7 protein-coding genes and 1 pseudogene are annotated in these 14,163 nt (G+C 64.8%); all 8 read right to left on the bottom strand.

The window, feature by feature from the left end; genetic code table 11:
* Position 1: 1 nt before the first annotated feature.
* Complete coding sequence (gene ahcY, locus CRJ03_RS02910; protein ID WP_104017409.1) at positions 2 to 1,417, bottom strand: adenosylhomocysteinase; 1,416 nt, start codon at positions 1,415 to 1,417, stop codon at positions 2 to 4.
* 27 nt (positions 1,418 to 1,444) lie between these two features.
* Positions 1,445 to 2,635, bottom strand: coding sequence for a methionine adenosyltransferase (metK, locus tag CRJ03_RS02905; RefSeq protein ID WP_104017408.1), 1,191 nt, complete (start codon positions 2,633 to 2,635; stop codon positions 1,445 to 1,447).
* Between the two features lie 60 nt (positions 2,636 to 2,695).
* Positions 2,696 to 6,423 (bottom strand): annotated as a pseudogene (gene metH, locus CRJ03_RS02900) (methionine synthase).
* Between the two features lie 11 nt (positions 6,424 to 6,434).
* Complete coding sequence (metF, locus tag CRJ03_RS02890) at positions 6,435 to 7,313, bottom strand: methylenetetrahydrofolate reductase [NAD(P)H] (protein WP_104017405.1); 879 nt, start codon at positions 7,311 to 7,313, stop codon at positions 6,435 to 6,437.
* Between the two features lie 74 nt (positions 7,314 to 7,387).
* On the bottom strand, positions 7,388 to 9,070 hold the full coding sequence (locus CRJ03_RS02885) for a glycine/sarcosine N-methyltransferase (RefSeq protein WP_104017404.1): 1,683 nt from the start codon (positions 9,068 to 9,070) through the stop codon (positions 7,388 to 7,390).
* A 467-nt stretch (positions 9,071 to 9,537) separates the two neighbouring features.
* Positions 9,538 to 9,774: a hypothetical protein gene (locus CRJ03_RS02880; RefSeq protein WP_104017403.1), complete on the bottom strand. Its 237-nt coding sequence runs from the start codon at positions 9,772 to 9,774 to the stop codon at positions 9,538 to 9,540.
* A gap of 72 nt (positions 9,775 to 9,846) precedes the next feature.
* Entirely contained in the window at positions 9,847 to 12,954 is a 3,108-nt protein-coding gene (locus CRJ03_RS02875) for an efflux RND transporter permease subunit (protein WP_104017402.1), read from the bottom strand.
* Positions 12,955 to 12,975: 21 nt separating this feature from the next.
* On the bottom strand, positions 12,976 to 14,085 hold the full coding sequence (locus CRJ03_RS02870) for an efflux RND transporter periplasmic adaptor subunit (RefSeq protein ID WP_104017401.1): 1,110 nt from the start codon (positions 14,083 to 14,085) through the stop codon (positions 12,976 to 12,978).
* Between the last annotated feature and the right edge of the window lie 78 nt (positions 14,086 to 14,163).

Here is a 14,163-nt window from a genome sequence, read left to right as displayed (position 1 = left end):
CTCAATACCGGTAATGCTCGGGCTTGAACGGCCCTTCCGGCGTCACGCCGATATACTCCGCCTGGTCGGGGCGCAGTTCGGTCAGTTTGACGCCGATGCGGTCCAGGTGCAGGCGCGCCACCTTTTCATCGAGGTGCTTGGGCAGGACATAGACCTCGTTGCCGTAATTCTCGCCCCTGGTCCAAAGCTCGATCTGCGCCAGGACCTGGTTGGTGAACGAGGCCGACATCACGAAGGACGGGTGCCCGGTGGCGTTGCCGAGGTTCAGAAGCCGCCCCTCCGACAACAGGATGATCCGGTTGCCCGAGGGCATCTCGATCATGTCCACCTGGTCCTTGATGTTGGTCCACTTGTGGTTCTTGAGCGTCGCCACCTGAATTTCATTGTCGAAATGGCCAATATTGCCGACGATCGCCATGTCCTTCATCGCGCGCATGTGCTCGATGCGGATCACGTCCTTGTTGCCGGTGGTGGTGATGAAGATGTCGGCGCTGTCGACCACGTCTTCCAGCACCGTCACCTCGAAGCCGTCCATCGCCGCCTGAAGCGCGCAGATCGGATCGACCTCGGTCACCTTGACCCGCGCGCCGGCCCCGCGCAGGCTCGCGGCAGACCCCTTGCCGACATCGCCATAGCCGCAGACGACGGCAACCTTGCCCGCCATCATCGTGTCGGTGGCACGGCGGATGCCGTCGACGAGGCTTTCCTTGCAGCCATACTTGTTGTCGAATTTCGACTTGGTGACGCTGTCATTGACGTTGATCGCCGGGAACGGCAGGTGCCCCTTCTCCATCATCTTGTAGAGCCGGTGCACGCCGGTGGTGGTCTCTTCCGAGACACCCTTGATCATGTGGCGCTGCTTCACGAACCAGCCGGGGCTTTCGGCCATGCGTTTGCGAATCTGCGCGAATAGCGCCTCTTCCTCTTCCGAGGTGGGCGTCTCGATCAGGTCGGTCTCGCCCTCCTCGACGCGGGCCCCCATCAGGATATAGAGCGTGGCATCGCCGCCATCGTCGAGGATCAAGTTGGCGCCACCCTCGGGAAACCGGAAGATCCGGTCGCAGTAATCCCAGTATTCCTCGAGGCTTTCGCCCTTGATGGCAAAGACCGGCGTGCCGCCCTCGGCGATCGCCGCCGCGGCGTGATCCTGGGTGGAGAAGATGTTGCACGACGCCCAGCGCACGCTCGCGCCCAGCTCCACCAGCGTCTCGATCAGCACGGCGGTCTGAATGGTCATGTGCAGGCTGCCGGCGATCCGCGCGCCCTTGAGCGGCTTGTCCTCGCCGTGGTCCGCGCGGAGCGCCATCAGGCCCGGCATCTCGGTCTCGGCGATGTCGAGTTCCTTGCGGCCGAAATCGGCCAGAGAGATGTCGCGGACAGCATAGTCCGCGGCTGTGACGTTTTCTGGTTTGTTCATGGTGTCGTTCCTCGAATTCCGTTTGGGTTACTGCGCGGCCACGGTGGCGCCGAAGCTGCGGGCCAGCTCTTCGGCGAGGTCGGATTTCTCCCATGAGAAGCCGCCGTCGTCGTCGGGATGCCGTCCGAAGTGACCGTAGGCTGCGCTGCGGGTATAGATGGGTCGCAGGAGTTGCAGGTGATCGCGGATGCCGCGCGGCGTCAGGCGGACCATCTCGCGCAAACGGCGCGACAAGTCGTCTTCCGAGACCTGCCCAGTGCCCAGCGTATCGACATAGAGCGCCACCGGTTCCGGCACGCCAATAGCATAGGCGAGCTGGATCTGGCATTTGTCGGCAAGGCCCGCGGCCACGACGTTCTTGGCGAGATAGCGCGCTACATAGGCTGCGGACCGGTCGACCTTGGTCGGGTCCTTGCCCGAAAACGCGCCGCCGCCGTGGGGCGCCGCGCCGCCGTAGGTGTCCACGATGATCTTGCGACCGGTCAGCCCTGCGTCACCGTCGGGGCCGCCGATGACGAAGTTGCCGGTGGGGTTCACGATCAGCTTGTCGTCGGCGGGCAGATCCCAGCCTTCATCCTTGAAGACATCGGTGATGTAGGGCCTGACCATCTCGCGCACCTCGGCCTGGCTGAGGCCCTCAGCGTGCTGGGTCGAAACGACGACGGTATCCAGGCCCACGGGCTTGCCGTTCGCGTATTTCAGGGTCACCTGGCTCTTGGCGTCGGGGCCGAAGTTCGGCTGCTTGCCGGACTTCCGGTCCTCGGCCATGTGGCGCAGGATGCGATGCGCGAACTGGATCGGCGCGGGCATCAGCTCGGCGGATTCATTGCAAGCATAGCCAAACATGATGCCCTGGTCGCCGGCGCCTTCCTCGCCCTTGTCGCCCTCGTCAACGCCCTGCGCGATGTCGGAGGACTGGGCGTGCAGGCGGCAGATGATCTCGACATTGCGCCAGGAGAACCCGGGCTGGTCGTAGCCGATGTCACGGATCGCATCGCGGGCGATCTCCTCGACATCCTTGAGCACAGCTTCGGGACCGCGCACCTCGCCGGCGATGGTCAGGTGATCGGTGGTTGCCAGCGTCTCGCAGGCCACCCGGGACTGCGGGTCGGCGGCCAGGTAGGCATCCAGAATGGCGTCCGAAATCCGGTCGCAAACCTTGTCGGGATGTCCCTCGGACACCGATTCACTGGTGAACAGCCAGGTCTTGTTGCTCATCTCGTTCCTTTCTCCACTGCTGTGGGGGTGGGTCGGTATTGGCAAGTGAACTTGCGGGGGTCAGGCGATCTTGCGATCCGCCCGTGACTTGTCGGGCCGATAGGCCAGACTGGGGGCCAGCCATGCCTCGACCTCGGCGATCTCCATCTCCTTGCGCGCCGCATAGTCCGAGACCTGGTCCGGTCCGATCCGGCCGATCCCGAAATAGCGCGCCTCGGGGTGCGAAAAGTAGAGGCCCGAGACCGCAGAGGCGGGCCACATCGCACAGGAGTCCGTCAGGTTGAGGCCGGTATGCGCGGACGCATCCAGCAGGTCGAAAAGCGTGCGCTTCTCGGTGTGGTCGGGGCAAGCGGGATAGCCCGGCGCGGGGCGGATGCCGCGATATTGCTCCCGGATCAGCGCCGCGTTGTCGAGCCCCTCGCCCGGGGCGTAGCCCCAGAGGCTGCGGCGCACGCGGGCGTGCAGCGCTTCGGCAAAGGCCTCGGCCAACCGGTCGCCCAGGGCCTGCACCATGATCGAGTCATAGTCATTGCCCTCGGCCTTCAGCCGGTCGGCAATGTCGTGCACCTCCGGCCCGGTGGTGACGGCGAAACCGCCCACCCAGTCCGGCGTGCCCTCGGGCGCGACGAAATCGGCCAGGCACATCTGCGTGGCGTCGCGGGTCTTGTTGCGCTGCTGGCGCAACTGCGGCATCCGCGCGCGCAGCTTGCCGCGCGTCTCGTCCGTCCAGACAAGGATGTCGTCGCCCCGGCTGTTGGCGGGCCAGAGCCCGACCACACCGCGCGGGGTGAACCAACCTTCGGCCTCGATCCGGTCCAGCATCGCCTGCGCATTGTCGAAAAGTTCGCGCGCCGCTTCGCCCCTGTCGGGATCGTCGAGAATGGCGGGGAAGTTGCCCCTCATTTCCCAGGTGGAAAAGAACGGCGTCCAATCGATGTAGTCGCGCAGCGCGGCCACGTCGGTATCGTCGATCACGGTCAGGCCCGGGGTCTGCGGCGCGGGGGGCCTATAACTGTCCCAACCGCCGTCAAAGGCATCCGCCCGCGCCTGCACCAGCGGCGCGGTGGGCCGCTCGCCGGTGCGATCGTCGCCCGCCCGCATCTTCTCCTGACCTTCCGCGATCTCGGTCAGATACCCCGGCGCCGCCGCTTTCGACAGCAGCTTGGACACCACGCCCACGGCCTTGGAGGCATCGTCCACATGGATCACCCCGTTTTCGTACTCCGGCGCGATCTTGAGAGCGGTGTGCTTCTTGGAGGTGGTCGCGCCCCCGATCAGCAGCGGCAGGTCCAGCCCCTGCCGGGTCATCTCTCCTGCCACCTCGACCATGCGGTCGAGCGATGGGGTGATGAGGCCGGACAGCCCGATGATATCGGCCTTCTCTTCCCTGGCCTTGGCGATGATGTCCTCGGTCGGGACCATCACGCCCATGTCCACCACGTCGTAGTTGTTGCATTGCAGCACGACGCCCACGATGTTCTTGCCGATGTCGTGCACATCGCCCTTTACCGTGGCCATCAGCACCTTGCCCTTGGCTGAGGTGTCCCCCTGCAGCCGCTTTTCCTCTTCCATGTAGGGCAGCAGGTGGGCCACGGCGGTCTTCATCACGCGGGCCGATTTCACCACCTGCGGCAGGAACATCTTGCCGGCGCCAAACAGATCGCCCACCACGTTCATGCCGTCCATCAGCGGCCCTTCGATCACATGAAGCGGCTTTTCCGCGCGCAGGCGGCATTCCTCGGTGTCTTCGACGACGAAATCCGTGATCCCGTGGACGAGCGCGTGTTCCAGCCGTTTTTCGACCGGGGCCTCGCGCCACTTCGGGTCTTCCTTCTTCGACGCCTCGCCGGTGCCCTTGTACTTGTCCGCGATCTCCAGCAGCCGCTCGGTCGCGTCGTCGCGGCGGTTGAACAGCACGTCCTCGACCCGCTCGCGCAGTTCCTCGGGAATGTCGTCATAGACGGTGATCTGGCCCGCGTTGACGATGGCCATGTTCATCCCCAGCGGGATCGCGTGATAGAGAAAGGCCGAGTGCATCGCCTCGCGCACCGCGTTGTTGCCACGGAAGCTGAATGAAACGTTCGACAGCCCGCCCGAAATATGGGTGTCCGGCATGTCCGCCTTGATCAGCTTGATCGCGTCGAAAAAGGCGTTGGCGTAGTCGTTGTGATCCTCGATCCCCGTCGCAACGGCAAAGATGTTGGGATCGAAGATGATGTCCCAGGGCTGGAAGTCCGCCTTCTGTGTCAGCAGGTCGTAGGAGCGGCGGCATATCTCGTACTTGTGCTGTGCGGTCTCGGCCTGACCGTTCTCGTCAAAGGCCATGACCACCGCGGCCGCACCGTGGCGGCGGATCGTGCGGGCCTGTTCCAGGAAAGCCGCCTCGCCCTCCTTGAGCGAGATTGAGTTGACCACCGCGCGGCCCTGGACGCATTTCAGTCCGGCCTCGATCACCTCGAACTTGGAACTGTCGAGCATCACCGGCACGCGGCTGATGTCGGGCTCGGAGGCGATCAGGTTGAGGAAGGTGACCATCGCCCGTTCCGAATCGAGCAATCCCTCGTCCATGTTCACGTCGATGATCTGGGCGCCGTTCTCGACCTGGCTGCGCGCCACGTCGAGCGCGGTGGCATAGTCGCCCTCCATGATCAGCTTCTTGAACCGGGCCGAGCCGGTGACGTTTGTGCGCTCGCCGATGTTGATGAAATTGGCGACACCGCTCATGCTGCATCCTCCTTGCTAGCGCCGGGGGCCTCGAACATCTCCAACCCCGACAGGCGCATCCGCCGCACCGTTTCGGGGACCGCGCGCGGGGCCTTGCCGGCGACGGCCTCGGCGATGGCGCGGATGTGGTCGGGCGTGGTGCCGCAGCAACCGCCCACAATGTTCACCAGCCCCGCATCGGCCCATTCACCCAGATGCGCAGCCGTTTCCTCGGGCGTCTCGTCATAGCCGCCCATCTCGTTGGGCAGGCCCGCGTTGGGATAGGCGCTGATGCGCGTGTCCGCGACCTCGGAGAGCGTGCGCACGTGCTGGCGCATCTCGCCCGCGCCAAGGGCACAATTGAGCCCGACCGAGAAGGGACGCGCATGGCTCATGGAGACCCAGAAGGCCTCGGGCGTCTGGCCCGTCAACGTGCGCCCGGATCGGTCGGTGATGGTGCCGGAGATCATCAGCGGCGGCACGTCCAGCCCTTCGTCTTTCAGGCTGTCTATGGCAAAGAGCGCGGCCTTGGCGTTGAGCGTGTCAAAGATCGTCTCGACCAGCAGCACATCGACCCCCGTCTTGATCAGGGCCCGCGCGGCTTCGCCATAGGCGCGTGCCAGATCGTCAAAGGTCACGGCGCGATAGCCCGGGTCGTTCACGTCCGGGCTGAGGCTGGCGGTCTGGTTGGTCGGGCCGATGCCGCCGGCAACCCAACGCGGGCGGTCGGGGGTGGACATGGCGTCAGCCGCTTCGCGTGCAAGGCGCACGCTCTCGGCGTTCATCTCGGTGACAAGGCTTTCCATACCGTAATCGGCCTGGCTGATCGCATTGGCGCCAAAGGTGTTGGTGCACAGGAGGTCCGCGCCCGCCTCGAGAAAGGCGGTGTGAATGTCGCGGATCATCCCGGGCTGGGTCAGGCTCAGCAATTCGCTGTTGCCGCCCACGTCGCTTTTCCAGTCGGCAAAGCGCTCCCCGCGGTAGACGCCCTCGTCGGGCTTGTGCTGCTGGATCATGGTGCCCATGGCACCGTCCAGTACCAAAATGCGGCGGGCGGCATGGGCGACGATGTTGGAATCTGTCATCTCGACTCTCCTCAGGCGGCGCTCTCGGACGGGATCGCCGGCGTGATCCCGAGCGCGCGGCAGACCGCCAGGCTGACCTCGGGGCGATTGAGCGTATAAAAATGGAACTCGGACAGCCCCGCCTCCATCAGAAGGCGGCATTGTTCCGTGGCGACGCTGGTGGCGACCATGGCGCGGGTCTCGGGCGCGTCGTCCAGCCCCTCGAACATCCGCGCCAGCCAGTCCGGCACCGTCGCGCCGCACATCGCCGAGAACCGCTTGAGGCCGGCGAAATTGGTCACCGGCATGATCCCCGGCACGATCGGCGCGGTGATGCCCGCGGCACGGGCCCGATCGACGAAGCGCAGGATCACCTCGGTGTCGAAGGTGTATTGTGTGATCGCCCGGGCCGCACCCGCATCCAGCTTGCGCTTGAGATGGTCCAGATCAGCCGCGACGCTGGCGGCCTCGGGGTGGACCTCCGGGTAGGCGGCCACCGAGATGTCGAAATCCGCCACCCGGCGCAGCCCCGCCACCAGCTCGGCGGCGTCACCATAGCCGTCGGGGGCGAGGCGCTGTCCCTCGGGCAGGTCGCCGCGCAGGGCCACGATGCGGGAGATGCCCTCTTCGTGCAGGCCCCGGGCCAGCCGGTCGATCTCGTCCCGGCTCGCGCCCACGCAGGTCAGGTGATGGGCCACCGGACGCCCGGTGCGGTCTCTGACCATATCCACCACGCGGGCGGTGCGGTCGCGGGTGCTGCCGCCCGCGCCATAGGTCACCGAGAAATAGGCCGGTTCGGCACTGGCCAGTTGATCGACAACTCGCGTCAACGTCGCTTCGCCAGCGTCGGTCTTTGGCGGGAAAAGCTCGAAGGACACAAAGGCGGGGGGATCGGGATAGGGCCCGGTCATGCAGGCTCTCCAATTATGAGGGCAGAATGGTGAGGCAGGGGCCGGGGCGCGCGGCGTCGCCCCGGCGCGGCGCATCACGCCGGCTTGCGGAAGTGCTGGACGCCCCAGGCGAGGTGGCCATCATCGGCGGCCTTCACCCAGTTCTCCAGCCCCACAGCCATCTTGTCGAGATACTCCGCCGAGGCCCCGGCCTCGCGCAGTTTATCGTAGTTCGCCAGCAGTTCCTCGCGAACACGGTAATAGTGCGTGCGCAGGTCGCTGACCGCGTCCTCCTGTTCCACCGTCTCGAAACCGAGCGCCTCGGCCGCCTCTCGGTAGAACCGGGGCGAGCCCAGGTCGTTGAGTTGCAGACGGTCATAGACCGGTTGCAGCACTGCGGGGTCTGCATCGTCGGCCTGCATCGGATCGGTGAAGATCAGGTGCCCGCCGGGCTTGAGCACGCGCCACGCCTCGGCCAGAACCTTGGCGCGCAGGTCGGAATGCAGGAAGGCGTCCTGGCTCCAGGCCACGTCGCAGCTGGCGTCGGCCTCTGGCACGTCCTCGAACACGCCATGGCGCACCGTGATCTTGCCGGTCAGCTTGGCGGCGCGGATCTTGCCCAGGTTGTACTCGTTTTGCGTCTCGGAAATGTTGAGGCAGACCGCCTCGCAGCCGGTCTTGCGCACAAGCGTGCGCATGGCGCCGCCATAGCCCGAGCCCATGTCCAGCACCCGGGCCGAGGCATCCAGCGGCGGGAGCCGGTCGATCATCGACTCAATGGTGCGGTCCGAGGCGGTGCGGATGTCGGGCGTTTCGGCATAGCGGCCGATATGCAGGTCCTCGCCGCCCCAGATGGTGGAGTAGAAGGTGTCGGCGTCGTCGCTGTCGTAGTAATCCTCGGTGATGTCGCGGATATCGGTCCCGGCGATCTCGCCACCGCCCCAGCGTGCCAGGTGCAGCGCCGATTTTTCCGCGACATGGATGTAGAAGTCGGGATCGTCCTCGGCATAGGTTTCCTGAAAATCGCCATAGGTGCGCACCCGCTCGAACCCGGCCTCGCGGAACAGGCGGCGCATGTAGTCCTTGCGGATCGGGCAAAGGTTGAGCGTGTACTCCGACCCGTCGGGGAAGGAATAGCGCATCCGCACCAGCCCGTCGTCGATATGGTCAGGCTCGGCCGTCACCTTGTCGCCGCAGTAGTAGTACTTGTGCTTGCTCGAAAACCCGTGGTCGAGCATCGCATCATAGTTGCGCTGGTCGAGGATGAGGATGCCGTCGTGCTTGAGCGCGGCGTAGAACTCGGCCAAGGCGCGGCGGCGGTCGGACTCCTCGTAGAGATGGGTGAAGGAGTTGCCCAGACAGACGATCGCGTCGTACTTGCCGTTGATATCGCGGTTGAGCCAGCGCCAGTCGGCCTGTGCGGTCTTGAGGATCAGCCCGCGGCGGCGTCCGTTCTCGAAGGCCTTGGCCACCATCGAGGCCGCCCCGTCCGAAGCGGTCACATCAAAGCCCGCCTCGGTCAGCCGGACCGAGTGAAAGCCGGTGCCGCAGGCCACGTCGAGCACCCGTTCCTTGCCCCGGGCGCGCAGGATGTCGATGAAGAACTGTCCCTCGCTCTCGGCGCGGCCCGCCCAGTCGATCAGCTCGTCCCACTTGTCGACGAAGGTCCTGACATATTCCTTGCGGTAATGGTCGGTCTCGCGATCGGCCAGCGGATCGTCGCTGTAAACCTGATCGGTCATGGTCAGTTCAGCGTTTTCGGCCATCATGTTGCTCATTTCTGTCTCCGTTCCAAACTGTCCCGTCAGCGGCGATGCGAATGCTCGCCGGCCGCGCAACATCACTGCGCGAGCCCCGAAAGGCGGCACTGACTTCTTTGCCCACTTCGATGTTCACCGCGGCCAGCGTGATCGCGCTGCGGGCGGCAATGTGATCAGGTCCAGCTTCTGCGCGGGTCGGTGCCAAGCGGGTCGCCGGTTCGGCTCCGACACAAGGCGTCAGAGTGCTGCCCAATGTGCAACGCGACCTTCACGAACAAATTGCGACCATACAACCCCCATTTGCGACATTTTTTCTAATATGCTGATTCAAAAAGGGAAAGACCGATTAGGCGGGATTCTCCGCTGCGAAATACATCGTCGGCGACATCGGGTACCGCCGTGATGATTCACCCATATGAAGGGCGAGGAGAACCGCGGGCTGCGCGCATTGGACCGTTGGGTATGACGAAATGGACTCGGCTCGTTCAGGCCGCGTGCGTGCCCAGCTCGTTCTCAAGCACTGCGGTGGAGACTGGCAGGTTGACCAGTTCGGTCAGCTTCAGGATGCCCCCAATCCCTAGAGCAGCGGACTCGGAGAGCGGCAGCGGTCTGCCCACAGCCCTCGAGGCATCAAGCGCGACATTCACCTTGAGACCAGGTGAGATCTTCTTGCCATTCGAAATCTCTGAAATCGTTCTCGTCGAAATCAGAACTCGTAACATCTTGGCTTGAGCCAGTGTCCGAACTTCGGCGGATCGCTCACCAATATTCGGATTGACTTGCCCCGCCCTCTCCTAGCGCTTCGTTCCCGTGGCACGTCGAAACAGGCGCGTCACGATCACGAAGAAGAGCGGTACGAAGATCACCCCCAGAACGGTGCCCGAGATCGTCCCGCTGAGCACGCCCGAGCCAATTGCGTTGCGTCCGCCCGAGCCCGCGCCGGAGCTGAGCACCAGCGGCAGAACCCCGAGCGAGAAGGCCATCGAGGTCATGATGATCGGGCGGAAACGCTGCCGCGCGGCTGTGGCCACCGCGTCGATAACCCGCTCGCCAGCTTCGTGCCGTTCGCGGGCAAACTCCACGATCAGGATCGCGTTCTTGCCCGTCAGGCCGATGACGGTGAGCAGCCCCACCTGGAAAAACACCCCATTTTCAAACCCGCCCAGCCACGCGCCGGTGAGCGCGCCGACGATGCCGATGGGCATGGCGAGCATGACGGCAAAGGGTATCGACCAGCTTTCGTAAAGCGCGGCCAGCGACAGGAACACCGCCGCGAGCGACAGCGCATAAAGCAACGGTGCCTGATTGCCCGAATCGCGCTCTTCCAGCGAAAGGCCGGTCCATGCCAGGTCGAACCCGGGGCCCAGTTCTGCGGCGAGCCGCTCCATCTCGGCCATCGCCTCGCCGGTCGAGACGCCGGGGGCGGGAGAGCCCTGCAACTGCACTGCGGAAATGCCGTTGTAGCGATAGAGCCCCTGCGCGCCGTAATCCCACCGACCTTCGGCGAAATTCGAGAACGGGACAAGCCCGCCGCTGGCATTGCGCACGCGCCATTTCTCGATATCGGTTGGGGTGGCGCGCGCCTCGGCCTCACCCTGCACATAGACGCGCTTGATCCGGCCTTGGTCGATGAAATCGTTTACATAGGTTCCGGCCCAGGCGATTTGCAGCAATTGCCCCACATCAGTGGGGGTGAGCCCCATGGCCCCGGCCTTGCGCCAGTCGATATCAAGGTTGAACTGCGCCGCGTCCTGCAGCCCGTTAGGCCGAACCGAGCCGATGAGATCGCTTTGCGCGGCCATGCCAAGGAGGCGATTACGCGCCGCCATCAGGTCCGCGTGGCTCTGCCCGCCGCGCGCCTGCAGATAGAGATCGAAACCGGAGACGTTGCCCAGTTCGATCACCGAGGGCGGCACGACAGGAAAGACCTGCGCATCGCGGATCTGGCTGAACGCGCCAAAGGCCCGGCCCGCCAGCGCCTGCACGCTCTGCCCCGGTTCCGTCCGCTGGTCCCAGTCCTTGAGCTGCACGAAGGCAAGACCCATGTTCTGGCCGTTTCCAGAGAAGCTGAAACCGACGACGCCGAACATCGAGTCGACCACCTCGGATTCCTGTTCGAGGTAATAATCCTCCACCTTTTTGACCACGTCGAGCGTGCGTTCGGCGGTCGCCCCGGTCGGGGTCTGGATGAGGGTGAAAAGGATGCCCTGATCTTCCTCGGGCAAAAACCCGGTCGGCGTGCGCAGGAACATCAGGGCCATGCCAAGGGCCAGTGCCAGGTAAACGACGAACACCCGCACGGGGCGGCGTACCGACCAGCGCACCGTGCCGACATAGCCCGAGATCAGCCCATTGAAACCAGCGTTAAACCACGCGAACGGGCCGCGCTGTGCACCATGCCCCTTGGGCTTTAGCAGCGAGGCGCAAAGCGCGGGCGTCAGCGTGATCGCCACCACGACCGACAGCGCCATGGCCGAGACGATGGTGATCGCGAATTGCTGATAGATCACCCCCGTGGAGCCGGGAAAGAACGCCATCGGCACGAAAACCGCCGACAGCACCATCGCGATCCCCACCAGCGCGCCGGTGATCTGGCCCATGGATTTATGCGTCGCCTCGCGCGGCGGCAGGCCCTCTTCCTCCATGATGCGCTCGACATTTTCCACCACCACGATGGCGTCATCGACCAAGAGGCCGATGGCCAGCACCATGGCCAGCATGGTGAGCGTGTTGATCGAAAATCCCGCCACCGCCAGCACCCCGAACGTGCCCAGCAGAACCACCGGCACCGCCAGCGTCGGGATCAGGGTGGCGCGCAGGTTCTGCAGGAACAGCAGCATCACGAGGAACACCAGACCGATCGCTTCGAACAGCGTCTTGACCACCTCCTTGATCGAGATTTCCACGAACGGCGTGGTGTCATAGGGGATCACGTAATCGACACCCTCGGGAAAGAAGCGGGCGAACTCGGACATGCGTTTCTTGACCGCGCGCGCCGTCTCGAGAGCGTTCGCGCCAGGTGCCAGCGTGATCGCCATGCCCGACGCGGGATCGGTGTTGAACCGCGCGGTCGTGGCATAATTCTGCGCGCCGATCTCGACGCGGGCCACATCGTCAAGCAGCACCAGGCCACCATCCGTTTCCGCGCGCAGCACGATCTGGCGGAAATCCTCGGGCGTATTCAGGAGCGATTGCGCGGTGATCGTGGCGTTGAGCTGCTGCCCGTCCACCGTGGGCCGCGCACCGAATGCGCCCGCCGAGATCTGCGCGTTCTGCGCCGAGACCGCCGCCACCACGTCGGAGGGCGACATCCCGAAGGCGGCCAGCCTGGACGGGTCGAGCCAGATCCGCATCGCGTATTCCGAGCCGAACACCCGTACCGAGCCGACCCCCTCGACCCGGCTCAGCTCGTCAACGAGATTGGTGGACATGTAATCCGACAGATCAACCTGGTCGAGCGTGCCATCGGTCGAGATCATGCCCACGACCATCAGGAACCCGGCCGACGATTTCTCGACCGTGATGCCCTGCCGCTGCACGATCTCCGGCAGGAGCGGCGTGGCCTGGCCCAGCTTGTTCTGCACCTGCACCTGCGCGATATCGGCGTCGGTCCCGGTCTCGAACGTGAGGGTGATCTCTGTGTTGCCCTGCGAGGTCGAGCGCGACGAGAAATACCGCAGCCCGTCGAGCCCGGTCATCTGCTGCTCGATCATCTGCGTGACGGTATTGGCCACCGTCTCGGCAGAGGCGCCCGGGTAATTGGCGGACACGGTGACCGAGGGCGGCGCGATCTCGGGGTATTGCGCCACCGGCAGGAGCCGGATCGCCAGCACCCCGATCCCCATGATCAGGATCGAGATGACCCAGGCAAAGACCGGGCGATCGATGAAGAAACGTGCCATGTGCCTGCGTCCCCTGCCCGGTTACTCTGCGCGCTCTTCGGGCGCAACGGTCGCCCCCGGCCCGGTTTTCTGAAAGCCCGCGACGACCAGCCTGTCGCCCGGGTAGAGCCCTTCGTCCACCACCCAGTTGCTGCCTTGGTCCTGCACGATCCCGAGCGGCGTCTCCTCGATCACGTTCTCTTCGTTCACGACCCATGCGGTCGGACGCCCGCGCCGGTCGCGCACCACCGCCTCCTGTGGCACGAGATACACCGCCTCTGCCACCTCGACCGGCATCTCGACCTGCACATACATGCCGGGCAAGAGAAGAAGCTCTGGATTGTCGAACTGCATGCGCAGTGTCACCACGCCGGTTTGCGGATCGACCTTCGGTTCGGCGGCCTTCAAATGCCCGGTTTCGGAATACGCCGAGTCGTCTGCCAGAATGAGCCGCACCGTCGCATCAGCCCCGCGCAGCTCCTCTTCCGTCTCGCCGCGCCGCCAGCGGAGCAGATCGGCAGCGGACTGCGTTACATCCACGTAAACCGGGTCGATCCTGCGGATCACTGCCAGCGGCTGCGCCTGGCTTGCAGTGACCAGCGCGCCCTGCGAGGTCTGCGCCAGCCCGATTCGTCCCGAGAGGCGCGCCCGGATCGTGGTGCGCGACAGTTCGATCTCGGCAGAGTTGAGCTGCGCGCGAGCCAGTTCGAGGCCGGCTTCGGCACTATCACGTGCCGATGTCGCCTCGTCGAGCGCCTGTTCGCTGGCCACGTTGCGTGCCCGCAATTCGACCAGACGCCGCTCCTCGCGTTCGGCAGCGCGCAACTGCGCCTCGGCCTGTGCCACGCTCGCGCGTGCCTGACGGACCGTTGCGTCGTAGGTCGCCCGGTCGATCTGATAGAGCGGATCACCTTCCGTCACATCCGCGCCCTCGTCAAACAGGCGTTCGGTGATGATGCCGTTGACCTGCGGGCGCACCTCGGCTTCGGCAGAGGCGGCGACACGGCCCGGCAGAAGCGAGGTTAGCGTCACGTCTTGTGGCGCAACAGTTATCACTGTGACCGGCACTGTTCCCTGCTGTGCGCGCGCGGCACTCGTCAGGGTGCACATGCTGGCCATGAGGATCAGAAGGAACCTTCGGAGAGCGGCCATCGCAAGCCCTTTCACTGTCAAGATTTGGCGTAATTGCCTCTGTTGAACTGCCAAGGAACGGTGGCGCTCTTTAGATAT

The sequence above is a fragment of the Roseovarius nitratireducens genome (genome assembly GCF_002925845.1).
GTDB classification, from domain to species: domain Bacteria; phylum Pseudomonadota; class Alphaproteobacteria; order Rhodobacterales; family Rhodobacteraceae; genus Roseovarius; species Roseovarius nitratireducens.
Note: the sequence above shows the minus strand (reverse complement) of the source record. Positions and strands in the feature narration are given on the sequence as shown.

What these genes read in the sequence shown, in the direction of transcription:
- ahcY (WP_104017409.1), bottom strand. Translation starts at nt 1,417, where the DNA reads ATGAACAAACCAGAAAACGTCACAGCCGCGGACTATGCTGTCCGCGAC.
- metK (WP_104017408.1), bottom strand. Translation starts at nt 2,635, where the DNA reads ATGAGCAACAAGACCTGGCTGTTCACCAGTGAATCGGTGTCCGAGGGA.
- metF (WP_104017405.1), bottom strand. Translation starts at nt 7,313, where the DNA reads ATGACCGGGCCCTATCCCGATCCCCCCGCCTTTGTGTCCTTCGAGCTT.
- CRJ03_RS02885 (WP_104017404.1), bottom strand. Translation starts at nt 9,070, where the DNA reads ATGAGCAACATGATGGCCGAAAACGCTGAACTGACCATGACCGATCAG.
- CRJ03_RS02880 (WP_104017403.1), bottom strand. Translation starts at nt 9,774, where the DNA reads ATGTTACGAGTTCTGATTTCGACGAGAACGATTTCAGAGATTTCGAAT.
- CRJ03_RS02875 (WP_104017402.1), bottom strand. Translation starts at nt 12,954, where the DNA reads ATGGCACGTTTCTTCATCGATCGCCCGGTCTTTGCCTGGGTCATCTCG.
- CRJ03_RS02870 (WP_104017401.1), bottom strand. Translation starts at nt 14,085, where the DNA reads ATGGCCGCTCTCCGAAGGTTCCTTCTGATCCTCATGGCCAGCATGTGC.